We start from the raw sequence: 15,406 nt of genomic DNA, 5'->3' as shown, positions 1-15,406 counted from the left end.
GTGCTGGTTTCCGCCGCCCCCCCCCCGGGCGCCCGCGCCGGTGGGTCCCGGTGGTCCCCCGGGAACCGGGGGGGGGGGGGGGGGGTGGGCCCCCCCCCCGGGGGGGGCGCCCCAACGCCCATTCCCGTTCCCGTTTCCGTCCGCGGTCGCCGGAGCTGCCCGTGCTCCCGCACGGCGGTGTCCAGTGGTGGGAACCATTTGGATGAAGGGGTGTGCCGGGGGCACGGGGGAGTCAGCCGGGCTGGTCGTCGTGCCGCAGCAGGGAAACTGCTCACCTCCACGATCGGCGGCCGACCCGGTCCCGCACAACACCGACGGGTACTGGAACGGCCCTAGGCTCCGAGCGGGAGTGCGCCCTCCTTGTCAGCACCCGGGCCGCATGGTCGGCGCCACGCTGCGCGCCCTGACCACCCCGCCCAGCGCCCCGGTTCCCGACGGCCCCCACGTCTCAGCGGCCACGGCTCGCTCCGTCACCGCTCCCACCCGAGCAGCAGGCCATCGGGGCGCGGGCGGACCGCGTACCGGCGCGGGCGGCCGGTGGAGCTGACGGGCCGGGACCGGATCAGCACACCGGGGCCGGCCAGCTGTTCGCCTCCGAGCACACCGTGCAGGATCACCACAAGTCGGTGTTCACCGAGACCGCGACGAGCAACCGCAGAATGCTGCTGGCCCGCGCACCAGGAACGTGCAGCCTAGACCGCTACCCCGCCTGCTTGACGCAGGTCCGGTCCCTCGCCGGCAGCTTGCCGGTGGCCAGGTACCGGTTGACCTGGTCGTCCACGCACGCGTTGCCGTAGCGCCCGAAGAGGGCGTGCCGGTTGGCGCCCTCGAGGGTGACCAGCCTGGAGCTCGGCAGCTGCTTGTGCAGCTCGACGCTTCCCTTGTACGTCGTACGGGGATCACCGGTGGCGGCGACGATCAGGGCAGGGGCATCGCGCCGCACCCGGGTGGGCTCTTCGCGCGGCGCGTCCCAGAAGGCGCACGGGTTGATGTTGTTGGTCAGAGCCCCGAACAGCGGGTGCGCGACGCGGTTGCGCTCGATGTCCCGCCAGTAGAGCTCGGGATCGCGCGCGGCGGCCACGTCCCCGCAGATGACGGCGGACTGCGCGCCGGTGGGCTCGCCCTCACCGCGCAGCACGTACCGGAGCTCCGGGACGAGCATCGGCGGCACCGTCGTCGGCCGGCCCTCCGCGGCTTTGACCAGTACGGAAACCAGCTCGCCGAACGACGCCCGCGCCGGGGCACTGTCGTCCGCGATGCCCGAGAAGAGGAGGAGCGGCACCTGGCTGTCATCGATCCGGAAGGCATCGGCGCCGGCGCCGATGGTCAGCGGACCGCGCGCGGCCGCCGCGGCGGTGCGGTCGACGGCGGCGAGCACCTCGGCGCGGCTGCGGCCGAGACCGTAGGTGTCGTGGCGCTCCGCGGCCCAGGCGGCCCAGTCGGACAACGCCTTCTCGTTCTCGCGCTCGGTGCCCTTCAGCAGCCGGGGGCGGTAGTCGCTCGGGTTGATCGCCCCGTCCAGCACCATCCGGTCGTGCCGGCCGGGGAACATCTGCGTGTAGACCGTGCCCAGGTAGGTGCCGTACGAGTAGCCCAGGAACGAGATCTTCCGCTCGCCGAGCGTGCCGCGGATGACGTCCATGTCGCGGGCCGTGTTGCGGGTGGTGATGTGCGGGAGCGCCGCGGCGTCGGTGGCCCGGCACTTGTCGGCCAGGCTCTTCTGCAGGGCGACCTGGCGGTCGAAGCCCGCCCGGCCGGTGCCGGCCGACAGCCAGGTCATGCCGACGGGCAGGCCGCAGTCCAGCGCGGTGCTGCGCCCGATGAAACGCGGGTCGAAGCCGACGATGTCGTAGCGCGCGCCGACCTCCTTCATCGACGCCCGGGCCTGCGGCGGGGACTGGAGCGCGGGACCGCCCGGACCGCCGTTGTTGAGGAGGATCGCGCCGATGCGGTGGCGGGTGTCGGTGGCCTTGAGCCGGGAGACCGCCACGGTGATCGTGCGCCCCCGGGGGGCGGCGTAGTCCAGGGGCACGGTCACGTCGGCGCACTGCACGCCTGCCCGGTCCAGATCGCGGCCCGTGGTGTCGTCGGGGCCCTTGATGCAGCTGCCCCAGCCGAGGTGCTGGCGGTAGTACCGGTCCAGTCCGGCCCCGGAGCTGTCCTGGGCGGGGGCCTCGGCGGCCGTGGCCAGGACGGGGGAGGACGTGAGGCATGCGGCGAGGGTGAGGCCTACGGCCAAGGCGCGGCGTGCGGCGGGGCTGACAGTGGTCATGGGGGCTTCTTGAGCAGCGTCCGCTTCGTGTGATCGCATGATCCGAGGCTAGGAACCCGCCCTGGTACGGCACATCGCCCAAGGGCACGAGGACCCCGGCCCCGTCCACCCCCTGGTCCGGGACCTGCGGCCCGGCCCTGCCTCCTCCTCCGGAAGGAGACCGTCGGCCTTGGCACCTCCTACTCGGGGACGAATCGAGAAGCATGCGCGGTCGAGACCTGGACCCGGCAGCGTCGACGCGCTCCGCTGACGACTGGGCAACAGGGCAGCTTGTCCTTCTCCCCGCCAGGTCAAGCGAGTGCGGCGGCCGGCCCGCGGCCGGGGTGGCAGGTCACATGGGCGGCGCCTCGGACCTCAGCGCCGGGCCGGCGCCAGCATGCTCAGGCCGAACATCAGCACGCCCAGGGGGAGATGGACCGACGGGACGTGTGCGATGCCGAACACGGCCTGGACCGAGGCGAGCACCAGGAACCCCGCCGCGCACCCGACGGGCCGGGCCGAGCCGCCGCCGGGCTTCCGTGCCAGTACGGCCGCGAGCAGGTACAGAGCATCGACACCCCGTACATCACGCGGGCCCCGACATCGTGCAGCGTCGCTCCGTAGGATTCGGTCAGCAGCAGTCCGGCGGAGACCGCCTGGAGGAAGATGGTCAGGGTCTGCAGGGCGATCGCGATCCGCAGGAACGAGGAGCCGCGGTGTGCGGTCGCCGTCGCCGTCATCTGAGTGGCCATGTCACAGTCCCCATTTCCGCCCTCGGGCAGCAGGTCGACAAGGTCTCACCAGGCCGACGACACAGGGCTGCGAAAGGTAAGGCGGGGGGCACCGGAGGCATGGGACTGTCGGGGGCGGCACGGACGGGATAGCCGGCGAGCGCGGCCGACTGATCAACGTGGCCTACCGGATGCTCGGCTCGGTGACCGAGGCCGAGGACGCCGTGCAGGACGCCTACGCACGCTGGTACGGGCTGCCCCGGAGCCGGCAGGAGGAGATCCTTTTCCCCGGCGCCTGGCTGACGACGGTGACCGGCCGCATCTGTCTGGACCTGCTCGGCTCGGCGCGGGCCCGCCGGGAACGCTACGTCGGCGCGTGGCTGCCCGAGCCGCTGCCCGACCGCTCCGAGTGGGACCACGCTGGCGGCGGTACCGCCGGACCCGGCAGCCCCGCGGACCCCGCCCACCAGATCGTGCTGGGCGAGTCGGTGGCCATGGCCTTCCTCGTCGTCCTGGAGTCGATGACGCCGGCCGAGCGGGTCGTCGGAGCGGTGCTGCCGCGGAGTCGATCTCCGTTTCGGGATCGGCGGTGTTCTGCGCGGTGCACCAGCGGCGTGCTGGTGGGCCCGGCACGAGGCGGAGTCGACGCTCACCATGCTCCAGTCGATGCGCCCCTGGGAGTCGGCCTTGGCCTGGACGGCCCGGAAGATCTTTCCCAGGTGCCGTCCGCCGACCACCGGCGATGTCTCTCCAAGTCACGCGAGCTCCTCACGGCGGCTGTGGCCGCCGTGAGGGTCGTCCCAGTCCCGGCATTGGGGGGTTTTCCCCATCGTGGGCGGGGCTGTGGCTGCATAAATTCGCAGTGACTGATCACCGATCCAACTCGCTCCATACGGGGGAACTTCATGCGACGCCTACAGACGCGCCTCCTTGCAGCAGGGGCTCTGGCTGCTCTCACCGTCGGCGGGCTCTCCGCGTGCTCGGCCCTCGGCCAGAAGACCTTCGAGGACGACGCCAAGATGCCCCAGAAAATCACCTCGATCCGTCTCGACAGCGGGAACGGCGGGGTGAAGGTGGACGCCTCGACGGACACCTCAACGACCTCCGTGCACCGCAAGGTCAACTATCGTGGCGCCAAGCCGACTGGCACGTCCTTCAGCGTCGAGAACGGCGTCCTGACGCTCTCCGGCTGCGGCAAGAACTGCGGGGTCGACTACGTCGTCAAGGTGCCCGCCGGTCTTCCGGTGACGGGAGGCACGTCCGACGGCAGCCTCACACTGACCGATGTCGGCACGGTCGACGTGCACACAAGCAACGGCAAGATCGTAGTGAACAGCCCGACGGGCCCGGTGAAGCTGCGCACGTCCAACGGTGACGTCAACGTCAAGGACGCCAAGGGCGGCGACATCGACACGCAGACGTCGAACGGCGAGGTGACGATCCGGACGGCCACCCCACAGAACATCAAGGCCCGCACGACCAGCGGCAGCCTCACGATCACGGCCCCGCCCGCCAAGTACCAGATCTCGGCGAACGACTCCCACGGCGACAAGAAGGTGGCGTTCAAGAACGACCCGTCGGGCGAGTACCACTTGGATCTGTCCACAACCAATGGTGACCTGACCGTGGAGTCGGCAGGCTCATGACCTTCTTCAGAGCGGCCACTGATCAGGCAGCTTGGAGGTTCCCGCGGTGTACGGGATGAAGGGCGACGCCACCCACGAGGCCGACGTGACGCTGACCGCCGAGGGCAGCAAGCAGAACGTGACGGTAGCCCCGAACGAGTGGAAGGGCGGGGGAGAAGCAGCCGACCCCGAGCGCCGCGATCACGTCCTCGTCGAGATCACCGTCTCCTCCTAGCCCTGCGCCGACGGCCGGTGGGGAGATCCCGCCGGACCGCCGCATTCGACCACCTTTCCGTCCGCCGTGTCGCGCGGCCGGAACATCCTGACTCGATTTTCGGAGAACGTCAGTCGAACGTACGTAGAGGCAGAGCATGGATCGGCAGCGCCGCCGACGTCGCAGCAGTGGCCGGAGACCTGCTGGCGTCGCCTGCGCATGCCCTCCAGAGAACCCCGACCGACGCGGCCGCCCACTCCCACACCGCCAGCATCGTCATCGGCAACGCCGAACGCGCCTGCACGGGCACCCTCGTCGCCCCCCCAGTGGGTCCTGTCCGCCGCGAGCTGTTTCGCCGACGCGACCGGAGCCGTTCAGGCCGGCGCTCCCAAGACCGCCACCACGGTCACCGTCGGCAGGACGGTCAGTCCACGCGAGTCAGTCCGATGGTCGGCGCCGGCGCGGTGTGATGAGCATGCCGTCGATCCTGCCAGCGCGGCCCCCGGGTATGCCGCCGGATTCCCGGCGTCGCTGCCCTCCAACCGCATGGCGGCCCGCCGGTGCACCATGCGGCAGCCGCCTCCGCCGGCACCGCCCAAGCCGGGCCTGGCTCTGTCCACCCGGCACGGACATCGTGACGGGCGCGGGGCCAGCACTGCCCGGGGCGGGAATGGCGGTCCTTCGGACCGCACCACTCCGCCCGCGCTCCGGAATTCCCGGAGAAGTGACGCCCCCGGCGGGGCCGTCGAGGGCGGCAGGCCGCATACTCGGTGATCGTCGTCGTGGGTACGTGGCCGCGACGACGGTCACGCCCGGCGCTCCGGGCCGGAAGGTTGATGGGGGACATGAAGGACACGAACGAACTGGCCGTGCCGGAGGCTGTGGACAGCCCCGCTCTGCGACCGCAGCCCAGCGGAGGGCTGGCGCAGTGGCTGCTGCGACACCGGGTGCAGCCGGTCGGGCCGGCGGCCGGTGAAGGGCACTCCGAACCCCACGCCTGGTGGAAGGTGATGTGCCTGACCGGCGTCGACTACTTCTCCAGCCTCGCCTACGTACCGGCGATCGCCGCGCTCGCCGCCGGCGCCGTCTCCCCGCTGGCCACGCTGGTCATCGTCGCGCTGACCCTCCTCGGCATGCTGCCGATGTACCGGCGCGTGACGCGCGAAAGCCCGCACGGCGCCGGCTCGGTGGCGATGCTGGAAGATCTGCTGCCCTTTTGGCGGGGCAAGTTGTTCGTCCTCGTCCTGCTGGGCTTCGTCGCGACCTCTTGGATCATCACCATCACCTTGTCGGCGGCGGACGCCTCCGTGCACGTCGTCGAGAACCCGTTCTTCCCGCAAGCCCTGCACGGCCACGAAGTGGCCATCACGGTCGCGATGCTGCTGCTCCTCGGCGGGGTGTTCCTGCTCGGGTTCAGCGAGGCGGTCAGCGTGGCCATCCCCTTGGTCGCCGTCTTCCTGCTGCTGAACGCGGTGACCATCGGCGTCGGAGTGTTCGACGTGTTCACCACCCCCGGCGCCTGGTCCGCGTGGACGGACGCCCTCGCCGAAGGCGGAGGCGGCCTCGGCGACCTCGCGGGCCCGGCACTGCTGGCGTTCCCCCTCCTCGTCCTCGGCCTGTCCGGGTTCGAGACCGGGGTGAGCATGATGCCGCTCGTCGCCGCCGAGGGCGACGACCCCGAAGAGCGCCTGCAGTCCCGGATCCGCAACACCCGCAAACTCCTGACCACCGCCGCGCTCGTGATGAGCGTCTACCTGCTGGCCGCGAGTTTCGTCACCACGGTCCTCATCCCGCACAAGGAGTTCGAAGCCGGCGGCGCGGCGAACGGCCGTGCGCTGGCCTGGCTGGCCCACGAACACGTCGGGGAAGCCTTCGGCACCGTCTACGACATCAGCACCATCCTCATCCTCTGGTTCGCGGGCGCCTCCGCCATGGCGGGCCTGATCAACATCGTGCCCCGCTACCTGCCCGACTACGGCATGGCCCCCGAATGGGGGCGGGCGGTACGGCCCGTCGTACTCGTCTACACCGCCCTGTGCGTGGGCATCACCATCGGCTTCGACGCCGACGTCAACGCCCAGGCCGGCGCCTACGCCACCGGGATCCTCGCCATGATGGTCTCCGGAGCCTTCGCCGTCACCGTCTCCGCCCTGCGCCGCCGCCAGCGCGCCACGACCGCCGGGTTCGCGGTACTCACCGCCGTCCTGCTCTACGCGCTGATCGCCAACATCGTCGACAAGCCCGACGGCATCACCATCTCGGGGATGTTCATCGCCGGCATCATCGTCGTATCCCTGATCTCGCGCGTCTCGCGCACCACCGAACTGCGGGCCGACCGGATCGTCTTCGACGAGGCAGCGCGCCGGTTCGTCACCGATACCCTCGCCCACGACAACTCCATCAACATCATCGCCAACCGCCGCGAGACGGGGGACCGGGCCGAGTACGCCGGCAAGGAACTCGAACAGCGCGGCTCCAACCCCGTCCCCGGACCGGCCGACGTCATCTTCTTGGAGATCGATGTCGTGGACCCCTCCGATTTCAGCGAGACCCTCACCGTGCGCGGCGTCGAGGTCGACGGCTACCGGATCCTGCGCGCCGAGGCGCCGGCCGCGCCGAACGCGATCGCCGCGGTCCTCCTCGCCCTGCGCGACACCACGGGAGTCAGGCCGCACTGCTACTTCGCCTGGGCTGAGGGCAGCCCACTGCGGCACATGTTCCGCTACTTCCTGCTCGGCCGGGGCGACACCGCACCCGTCACCCGCGAGATCATCCGCAAGCACGAGCCGGACCCGGACCGGCGCCCGGGCATCCACGTCGGCGACTGAGGAGTCGGCCGAGTCTGCCCGGGGCGCTTGCGGAGGCCGCCGCAGGGGCGTGTCGCCGCCGCCACCGGGCTCTCCCTGATCGCCGCCCGTTCCCGGTGGTCTACGACGCCGTCAAGTTCCTCGGCGCGGCCTACCTCGGCTACCTCGGGGTCAGGGCCGTCCTGGCCGCCCGGCGGTCCGCCCGCGAGCGGACCGCCGGGCGGCAGGAGGACGCCGCCCCCGCGCCCGAGGACCCGGCGCAGCCCGGTCCCGCCCGGGGCCGCCGACGGGCCGGCTTCAGCCAGGGCTTCTTCACCAACGTGCTCAATCCCAAGGCGGCCCTGTTCTTCATCAGCATCCTGCCGCAGTTCGTCCACGGCGGCGGATCCATGACCCGTCAGATCTTCTACCTCGGAACCGGCTGGCTCTTCATCGCCATCGGCTTTTTCGGCCAGTTGGTCCTGGGTATTTTTCGGTCGTGCGAGGGCCCCCATATGGGCGACAAAGCGGACATACCGTGAATCCTTTCACCGCGGACGGGACAGTTCAAGCCGAAGATCGCCTTGCGGTGTGTCGCATATCGCTCGCAGCCTCAATGTTTCTGTTGCATGGGCCATGCGTCGCGGTTAGCTTCATGGTAGCCCGGCAAACATTGCTGGTTTACAAGAGGAGTTAGAGATGAAGCTCGTAAAGGCTGCTCCGAAGGCCAAGAAGGTCGTCTTCTCTGTCATGTACAACGCCTCCTGATTCACCCAGCGCGCAAGTTGATTCCGGCGGGGGTGCCTGGCACCCCCGCCGGTGTGATTAATGAAGGCGTACGGGAGAAATCGATGCGAAAATTCGTGGTAGCGGCCGACCGGCACACCGTCGGTTTCGGTCCCGTCAAGGCTTTGATCGGGCAGGCCGACAAGAGCGGGTGGCCGCGCGAGGCGCTCATCGGGTTGAAGCTCATCGCGCCGGATTCCCCCGAGTGTGAATCCGTGCAGACCGAGAGCAGCCTGACCGACGCGGCGCAGGCCCACGACCGCATCCGCTTCTTCCTCAAGGGGCGTCTCCTTCGGAACTTCCGCGACGTGGCCCGCGCCTTCCTTGACGGGGCCGGCCCGTGCACCGTCGAGGTGACCTCGGCCGAGATCCTCGACGAGGGGAGCCGCGCGTTCTTCGAGGCCCTCGCGGGAATGCCGCGCGGCGAGGTCACGGTGACCATGGCGCCGGGGTCGTCCGGCACCGGGGCCGTGGTGCACACGCTCTCCGATGCCGAGCGGCGGATCGACGACACCGTCCGTCGAGCCGCGCCCTCCGCCGGTGACCTTGACTTCCTGTACGAGCAGGCAATCCGCTACCTCAGCGTCGGCGACAGCTGGACCGCCGTCCGCATCCTCGAAGCCCTCCTTCCCCACCGCGCGAACCCCGCCGTCTGGGGCCGCCTCGGGCTCGGCCACGCCATGCTCGGCCACAGCCTGCAGGCCGAGTTCTGTTACCTGCGCTGGCGCGAGGACCCGGACCCGGTGAGCTCGGCGGGGGCCTGCTACGCACTCTCCATGCTCTACGCCCGCCACCACCCGGCGTACCTCCGCTCCCTCGACCGCACGGCCCGGTTCCTGGAAGAGGGATACGCCGTACTGGAGGAGGCGGACGAAGCCACCGAAGACCTCGAATTCCACAAGGTGTTCAACCGGAACGGTTACGCCCTCGTCGAGTTCCGCCGCGGCCGGGTGGACGAGGCGGTGGCTCACCTGACCGACGGCATCGAAAAACTGCGCAACGGTTCAGCGAAGAACCACATGCACCAGACGGTGCTCATCTACAACCTGGCCCAGTGCTACAGGAGAATCGGCGACAACGCAGCGGCCATAGAGACGTACCGGCAGCTCATCGAGCTTGATGGAAAGATGCCCGAGTATCACATGGAACTCGCCCATTGCCATATGGATGCCGGGAATGCGGAAGAGGCTTTGCAATGTCTTCTCACGGCACGGGAACTCGGCCCTTCCATCCCCGAGGTGCATTCGCTGTTGGGATACATGTATTTGCAGTCGGGTGACGTCGAGAACGCGGAGGTCTCCTACCGGACGGCATACGAGTACGACGGTCGTGACTTCGACGCCGTCTACGACTACGCCTACGTCCTGGCCGAGACGGACCGCCCCCAGGAGGCGCTGACCGTGGTCGAAGGCCGAGGCCTGGAAGGTCTCGACGCGGAGCAACAGGCCAGGCTGCTCACGCTGGCGGCGGAGCAGCACGCCGGGCTCGGCGACCTGCCGGCTGCCCGCGCCGCCCTGGAACGGGTGCTGCTCCTCACCCCGGAGGATCCCGACGCCCGCGCCAACCTCGACCAGGTACTCAAGGCCTGCGCGTGACCGCTGCCCCGCTCACAGCCTCCGCTCCCGCTCGGGTTCCCGGCACCCGCCGGGTCGCGGCGTTCACGCTGTTGTTCTTCACCGGCATGTGGCTGTCGAAGACCGTCCACCCCCTGTACTTCGAACGCCACGGTCACCTCGTGGCGTTCGGCCTCTCGTACACCGCGATGGCGGTCGCCGGGACCATGTCGGTATTCGTGGGCCGGCTGGCCGATCGCTGGGGTCCCCGGCCGGTGATGGCGCTCGGTTCGGTCCTGTACTCCGGCGGCATGGCGCTGCGCGTCTTCCACGACGCTCCCGCGCTCGCCGTCGTCTCCGGCGTGGTGGGAGGCCTGGGCGCTTCCTCGGTCTTCATCGCCCTGCGCACCTGGACCCTCCTCAACGCGGACGAGTCCCAGCGCCCCGCCGTCATCTCGCGCAGGGAGTTCATGAACCAGGCCGGAATGGCGCTCGGCACCGGCTCCGCGGGCGCTCTCGTCACCGTGATCGGCTCCGGGGACCGCGGGTACGTCGGTGTCCTCCTCCTCGCGGCCGGTTTCGTCCTGGTGACCCTGGCGTTCATCCCGCCCAGCAAGCCGCACGTGCACGCGGGCGCCGCAAAGGACTCCCCGGACCGCCCCAGACTGCGGGACGTGGTCACCCGGCACCGAGGCCTGGCCCTCGGGGTCGCCGGGCTCGGCCTCCTCATGGGCTTCTACGTCAGCCTGCTCAGCCCGTACCTGCCACTCCTCCTCAGAGCCAGGGGCGTGCCCCTGGCCTGGGTCGGCGTCGTCCTCGCCGTCGCGAGCACCGTGCGCCTGGCCGCCGCCTCCCTCGCCGGCCGCCACCTGCGCGAACGCTCGCCCCTGGCCGTGTTCCTGATCTCGGAGGCGTGCTGCGCGCTGACCACCCTGGTCCTGGCGGTAGCCACCGGGCCGTGGATCGCGGCGGTGGCCCTGGCCCTGCGCGGAGCCTTCCTGCTCGGTGCGACGGTCTCCCAGGAGCTGCTCCAGCTGGGTGCCTTCCCCACCACGCTCGCGGGCGTCTTCTTCGGCCTGACACAGAGCGCCTTCCTGGCCGGCGACTCCCTCGGCGGCGCGCTGGGCGGCCTGCTGTACCACCGACTCGGCAGCTCGACCACCGTGCTCATCGCGACCGCCCTCACCGCCGCCAACGCCGTCCTCGTCCCCCTCTTCTACCGGCGCGTCCGCACCTCCTCGGTGGCCGACCTGCGGAAGGAAACCGAGAGTGTCGCTTCCTGAACGGTTCTTCGAGGAACGCCGCAAACACCTCCTGGGCTGGGAGGACGGACCCGTTCTCGCGCACGTGGAAAACGACGGGAGGCTGCGGGTCGCCTTCCCGCCCCGCAACGGCGAACCCCGCGCGCCCCGGGACGTCGAGGTGAGCGGCGACGCCCTCCTCCACTCGCCGGCGACCGACTCCTTCGTGTCCTTCGCCCTCGACGGCGACCGCCTCGAAGTGACCCGGCACACGCTTGACGGCACGCTCCACGTCTGGAGCACCGGTCTGCCGTCGGCCCCCCGGAGCCGGTGGACGCTCCACGACGTCATCGAGACGGGATCCGGCGCGTACGGCACCGGTTACGTGCTGACCGTAGCGGACGCGGACGGTGAGGACGACGGGAGTGATGAGGGCGCGACCGTTCTGTTCCGGGTAGCCGAAGGTGCCGAAACGGTCGTCCACCGTCCCCGCGCCGCCGGGCGGGTGGTGCAATGGGACGAGGACGATGCCGTCGTCGTCCTCCAGGAGGACCGCGGCCCCCTCCGGCCCCTGCTGCACGCGGAACCGCTGGGCAACCGTCCGGCCCCGCCCGTGTCAGCCGTTGAGGGTCGGTGGCTTGATGGCCGCGCCGGCCGGGCCCTCGTCCTCACCGACGCGCCGGACGCGCCCCGGCTCGGCCTGTGGAGCTTGAGCGACGCGACCTTCCGGCATCTCGACTTCGGCCCCGGGCCGGTCGACGACGGCCGCTTCACCGGCGACGGCGCCTCCTCCGCGCTGATCGTCAGCACGTACCAGGGCATCGACCGCCTCGATCTTCTCCACCTCGACTCCGGTGACGCGCACCCCCTGGAGACGCCCGGTGCCGGACGGCTCCTCCTCAGAGTGGCGTCGCCCCGCGGCACGGGCCTGTACGGCTTCTCAACCGCCGCAGGCACCTCGTTCTGGTGGATCGACCCCGACGCGACCGTGCGGACCGCGCCCGGAGCCGTCCCGCCCGATCCCGCGCTGCCCCGGCCCGACCACACGTACTTCGCGGACACCCCCGCTCTGGTCCACCGGCCGCCAGGCCAGGCGACCGCAGCCGTGATCGCCCTGCACGGCGGCCCGGAGTCCCAGGAACGCGACGAGCTGCGCTGGGACGGCCTCTACCGGGAGCTCCTGCACCGCGGCGTGCTCGTCGTCGGCCTCGACTACACGGGGTCCAGTGGCTACGGCCGCGCATTCCTGCGCAGGCCGTGGAAGGACTGGGAGTCCTCGTTCCAGCGGGACCTCGATGCCTGTCTCGCCGGCCTCCGGGACATGGGGGTCGCTCCCGGCCGCACGGCCCTCCTCGGAGGGAGCTTCGGCGGGTCCCTGGCGTTGCTCGGCTGCCGCCTCGTGAAGGACCTCGCGGGGGCCGTCGCGAGCGCGCCGCTCAGCGACGTCCGGAGGCAGGCCGCCCGCGCCGCCGCCGAGGACGAGCGGTACGCGGAGTGGTTCGCCTTGCGCTACGACGTCACGTCGCCGCTACCGCACGAGCGGGTCTTCGACCCCGAGCATCTGGCCGCGACCGGCCAGGAGCAGCGCGTCGTGGTCGTCCACGGGAGGAACGACCCTGTGACGAGCTTCGAGGACAGTGGCACCGTCGTGGCCCGCGCGCTGGAACGCGGCCTGCCCTGGACCCTGGTGTCGGACGAGTCGGGGCATGTCCCCGAGGACGCGGACGAGGCCCGTTTCCGCTACGAGCGGGTGCGGGACGCCCTCGTCGCCGTACTGGACATACCCGGGTCCGAGCGGTAGCCGAGCAGGAGGGCGGGATGCCGTGACCCAGCGGGGTACCCGGGTGAGCGGAAGAGCTGAGCCGAAGCCCTGGCGGACCCTCCGCCGAGCATGCTGCCGCACCCGCCGCATCAGCCGAGCGGTCCACATGGAAACGCCCCAGCGCGTCACGGCTCAAGGGGGCGGCTTAGAGCGAGCCCCCCGCGACGACTCCGGAAGCCTTCACTAGGCTGCATCACCATGACCGGCGATTTCGGCTTCACCTGTTCGTGCCTGATTTCAGTTTGCGGCGAGCAGGTATGTCTGCCGGGCCTGGACCAGGTCGCGCCAGGCGGAGTGGACGTCGTGGTCGCTCGTGATCCAGCGGGTGTTCGAGGGCTGCGTGAGGCAGGCCGGCCATGAAGTAGGCGATGTCGGTGAAGTAGGCGAAGTCGCCGGTGGCGGTAAGCGCGCGCAGCCGGCCGATGGTGGCGGCCAGGTCCTGGCCCTCGCCGCGGACGGCGTGGTGAAAGGCGAGGACGAGCTCCACGAACCGGTGGAGGAAAGGAAGCCCCGCAGCCTCGATCTCGGCGTTCAGGCTCTGGGCACGGGCGGTGACGCCGCTGGTTCCGGCGTTTGGCTCGTTGACGCGCCTGGTCACATGGCTGCCGGATCGCGGACCTGTCTGCGTGCCGATGCCGTTACGCCCGCAGGGGTGGTTCAGAGCCAGCCCTGCTGGGCGGCTTTGAGGCCGGCTTCGAAGCGGCTCGTGGCATGGAGGCGTTCCATGAGGGCGGACATCTGGCGTCTGACGGTACGCAAGGACACCCCGAGGCGTTTGCCGGCTGCCTCGTCGGTCATCCCCGAAGCCAGGAGTTTCAGCAGTTCGAGTTCGGTCGCGCTGGGGCGGCTGTCGCTGGGGCGGGTGCGGTCGGCGCCGAGAGGTACGGCGGCGTCCCACGTCTGCTCGAACAGGGTGGTGAGGAAGGCTACGATTCCCGGCGCACTGGTGCACAGAGCGCCCAGCCGGGAATTGTCAGGGTCGATGGGAACGACCGCCACGGTGCGGTCGAACACCAGGAGGCGTGGCGGAAGGAGCGGGCTGGTGCGCACCTGGCCGCCCTGCTCGGTCAGCCACCGGGCGTAGGCCAGCGTCGTCGGATCGTTGCGGGCGCTGTCCTGGTACACCGAGCGCATCTCGATGCCACGGGCCAGCGCCCGTTGGTCCAGCGGCCGGGAAGCCTCCAGGCTTGCCTCGGACAGTGCGCCGCCCGGCAGGATCGCCAGGCATTCCCGGACCAGTCCATGGGCGAGTTGCTCAAGTCGGCTCTGGATGGCGTCCATCCCGACGAGCCGTTCCGCGCCGTCGACCTCGGTGTTCGGGGAGAGCTCCGCGAATTCGGAGACCACCTGTGCCGCGGCCGCCTTGCTGCGGGCCAACTCCTGCTGCTGCCGGGCCAGCTCCTCCTCCTGCCGGCGCAACAGCAACTCCAGGCCCAGTTCGGGTCTCACCGCTCGCAGCGCGCCCGGACTGTCCCGTGACGGTCTGAGCAGGTCGAGGTCGACGAGCCTGTCCAGGCCCTCCCGGACCTGCGCCTGGGTGAGGCCGAGGCGGGCACTCAGCTCGGCGACCCCTCCCGAGGGGTCGGCCAGCATTCCCCGGTACACGGCTTCCACGTCGGCTCCGAGACCCAGTGTTTGCAGCATGTCCCAGCCCCCCAGCTGAACTTCGGCCGCCCCCCGCGAGCGCCGCCTCCGTGATCGTAGGGGAAGTCTGGCACCAAGGTGCCAGACCTTTTGGTGCCAGACCGAACCTCTTTTTCACAGTCCGCGAGGGCAGCAACATGGTGTCACCGGGACGGCGGGGACGAAGATCCCCGACTCAGGCCAGAGCCGCAAGGACGCTCCGGAACAGCGCGCAGCACACCGCACGAACGAATCGCCCGTCCGGCTTCAGACCTTGGGGGAATCCATGTCCCGCACCGCCCGCACCGCCCGCTTCGCCGCTGTCGCCGCCGCCTTTGCCGCCCTCTGCGCCGGGGCCGTCACCACCCTCTCGGTGACCGCTTCCGCCGAAGGCCACCACATCAGTGCCTCCGCCGATGACAGCATCAACTGGGACACGGCACCCACGTCCGCCACGGACAGCATCAACTGGGACTAGAGGGGATGCGTGTGATCCGGGCTTCCCTCTCCGGACATTGTCATGATCCTGACGAGAAGAGGGTGCTCGCGCTCGTCACCGATCTGATCTGGGCCCACACTTCCACAGCGCACGGACTCGAGCACTTGCGGACCAAGACCGCCGACGACGGCGTGGATGTCTACCTCTTTCTGCGGGCCCCCTCGGAAGCCGAAGCCCTCCATCAGGCCCACGCCATCCTCGACCGTGCCCGTTCCCCTCTGCGGGAGCACGGATTCAGCACCCCCGGGCCGCACCACTGACGGCGGCGTGACGAT

Annotated in this window: 13 protein-coding genes and 3 pseudogenes; 10 read left to right on the top strand and 6 right to left on the bottom strand. The window is 70.4% G+C overall.

All coding sequences use genetic code 11. The annotated features are described in order from the left end of the window. Positions 1-470: 470 nt before the first annotated feature. The 3 genes and pseudogenes from ACZ6ZT_RS30485 to ACZ6ZT_RS30475 form a co-directional block, all read right to left on the bottom strand. The gene (locus tag ACZ6ZT_RS30485; RefSeq protein ID WP_469723365.1) at positions 471-602 is read right to left on the bottom strand and encodes a hypothetical protein; all 132 of its coding nucleotides are present in this window, start codon (positions 600-602) and stop codon (positions 471-473) included. Between the two features lie 98 nt (positions 603-700). Further along, positions 701-2,272 (bottom strand): alpha/beta hydrolase, encoded by a 1,572-nt coding sequence (locus ACZ6ZT_RS30480; RefSeq protein ID WP_469723364.1) that lies wholly within the window; start codon positions 2,270-2,272, stop codon positions 701-703. Between the two features lie 354 nt (positions 2,273-2,626). Continuing rightward, positions 2,627-3,003 (bottom strand): annotated as a pseudogene (locus tag ACZ6ZT_RS30475) (hypothetical protein). A 170-nt stretch (positions 3,004-3,173) separates the two neighbouring features. Between ACZ6ZT_RS30475 and ACZ6ZT_RS30470 the strand changes: the two are divergent. Continuing rightward, a pseudogene (locus tag ACZ6ZT_RS30470) lies at positions 3,174-3,272 on the top strand (RNA polymerase subunit sigma-24); the annotation flags it as partial. A 237-nt stretch (positions 3,273-3,509) separates the two neighbouring features. On the opposite strand, the pseudogene ACZ6ZT_RS30465 reads toward ACZ6ZT_RS30470, so the two are convergent. Beyond that, positions 3,510-3,733 (bottom strand): annotated as a pseudogene (locus ACZ6ZT_RS30465) (IS5/IS1182 family transposase); the annotation flags it as partial. Between the two features lie 154 nt (positions 3,734-3,887). Here ACZ6ZT_RS30465 and ACZ6ZT_RS30460 point away from each other — a divergent pair. The 7 genes from ACZ6ZT_RS30460 (at position 3,888) to ACZ6ZT_RS30430 (ending at position 12,988) form a co-directional block, all read left to right on the top strand. Then, a complete protein-coding gene (locus tag ACZ6ZT_RS30460) occupies positions 3,888-4,628 on the top strand; it encodes a DUF4097 family beta strand repeat-containing protein (protein WP_469723363.1) in 741 nt (246 codons plus the stop codon). Between the two features lie 46 nt (positions 4,629-4,674). Continuing rightward, complete coding sequence (locus tag ACZ6ZT_RS30455; RefSeq protein WP_469723362.1) at positions 4,675-4,842, top strand: hypothetical protein; 168 nt, start codon at positions 4,675-4,677, stop codon at positions 4,840-4,842. 824 nt (positions 4,843-5,666) lie between these two features. Continuing rightward, on the top strand, positions 5,667-7,649 hold the full coding sequence (locus tag ACZ6ZT_RS30450; protein ID WP_469723361.1) for an APC family permease: 1,983 nt from the start codon (positions 5,667-5,669) through the stop codon (positions 7,647-7,649). A 95-nt stretch (positions 7,650-7,744) separates the two neighbouring features. Further along, a complete protein-coding gene (locus ACZ6ZT_RS30445; RefSeq protein WP_469723360.1) occupies positions 7,745-8,149 on the top strand; it encodes a LysE family translocator in 405 nt (134 codons plus the stop codon). Between the two features lie 279 nt (positions 8,150-8,428). Continuing rightward, positions 8,429-9,988: a tetratricopeptide repeat protein gene (locus ACZ6ZT_RS30440; protein ID WP_469723358.1), complete on the top strand. Its 1,560-nt coding sequence runs from the start codon at positions 8,429-8,431 to the stop codon at positions 9,986-9,988. Further along, positions 9,985-11,229 (top strand): MFS transporter, encoded by a 1,245-nt coding sequence (locus ACZ6ZT_RS30435; protein WP_469723357.1) that lies wholly within the window; start codon positions 9,985-9,987, stop codon positions 11,227-11,229. Before ACZ6ZT_RS30440 ends, ACZ6ZT_RS30435 begins: the two co-directional genes overlap by 4 nt. Next, positions 11,216-12,988, top strand: a complete 1,773-nt coding sequence (locus ACZ6ZT_RS30430) for an alpha/beta hydrolase family protein (protein WP_469723356.1) — start codon at positions 11,216-11,218, stop codon at positions 12,986-12,988. Before ACZ6ZT_RS30435 ends, ACZ6ZT_RS30430 begins: the two co-directional genes overlap by 14 nt. Positions 12,989-13,226: 238 nt before the next feature. Here the strand turns inward: ACZ6ZT_RS30430 and ACZ6ZT_RS30425 are convergent, their stop codons facing one another. Next, positions 13,227-13,607 carry a hypothetical protein gene (locus tag ACZ6ZT_RS30425; RefSeq protein WP_469723355.1) on the bottom strand — a complete coding sequence of 127 codons (381 nt, stop codon included), beginning with the start codon at positions 13,605-13,607 and terminating at the stop codon, positions 13,227-13,229. Positions 13,608-13,666: 59 nt separating this feature from the next. Then, positions 13,667-14,653: a helix-turn-helix transcriptional regulator gene (locus ACZ6ZT_RS30420; protein ID WP_469723354.1), complete on the bottom strand. Its 987-nt coding sequence runs from the start codon at positions 14,651-14,653 to the stop codon at positions 13,667-13,669. 265 nt (positions 14,654-14,918) lie between these two features. On the opposite strand from ACZ6ZT_RS30420, the gene ACZ6ZT_RS30415 reads away from it, so the two are divergent. Beyond that, positions 14,919-15,110 carry a hypothetical protein gene (locus ACZ6ZT_RS30415; protein WP_469723353.1) on the top strand — a complete coding sequence of 64 codons (192 nt, stop codon included), beginning with the start codon at positions 14,919-14,921 and terminating at the stop codon, positions 15,108-15,110. A gap of 62 nt (positions 15,111-15,172) precedes the next feature. After that, positions 15,173-15,391: a hypothetical protein gene (locus tag ACZ6ZT_RS30410; RefSeq protein WP_469723352.1), complete on the top strand. Its 219-nt coding sequence runs from the start codon at positions 15,173-15,175 to the stop codon at positions 15,389-15,391. The last annotated feature ends 15 nt before the right edge of the window (positions 15,392-15,406 follow it).

This window comes from Streptomyces sp. NPDC102258, assembly GCF_055584685.1.
The sequence above is the reverse complement of the archived record's forward strand: the minus strand, read 5'-3'. Positions and strand labels throughout refer to the sequence as shown.

Bases quoted from the DNA above. Each gene is read 5' to 3' on its own strand.
- ACZ6ZT_RS30450 (WP_469723361.1), top strand. From the start codon at position 5,667: ATGAAGGACACGAACGAACTGGCCGTGCCGGAGGCTGTGGACAGCCCC.
- ACZ6ZT_RS30480 (WP_469723364.1), bottom strand. From the start codon at position 2,272: ATGACCACTGTCAGCCCCGCCGCACGCCGCGCCTTGGCCGTAGGCCTC.
- ACZ6ZT_RS30420 (WP_469723354.1), bottom strand. From the start codon at position 14,653: ATGCTGCAAACACTGGGTCTCGGAGCCGACGTGGAAGCCGTGTACCGG.
- ACZ6ZT_RS30460 (WP_469723363.1), top strand. From the start codon at position 3,888: ATGCGACGCCTACAGACGCGCCTCCTTGCAGCAGGGGCTCTGGCTGCT.
- ACZ6ZT_RS30415 (WP_469723353.1), top strand. From the start codon at position 14,919: ATGTCCCGCACCGCCCGCACCGCCCGCTTCGCCGCTGTCGCCGCCGCC.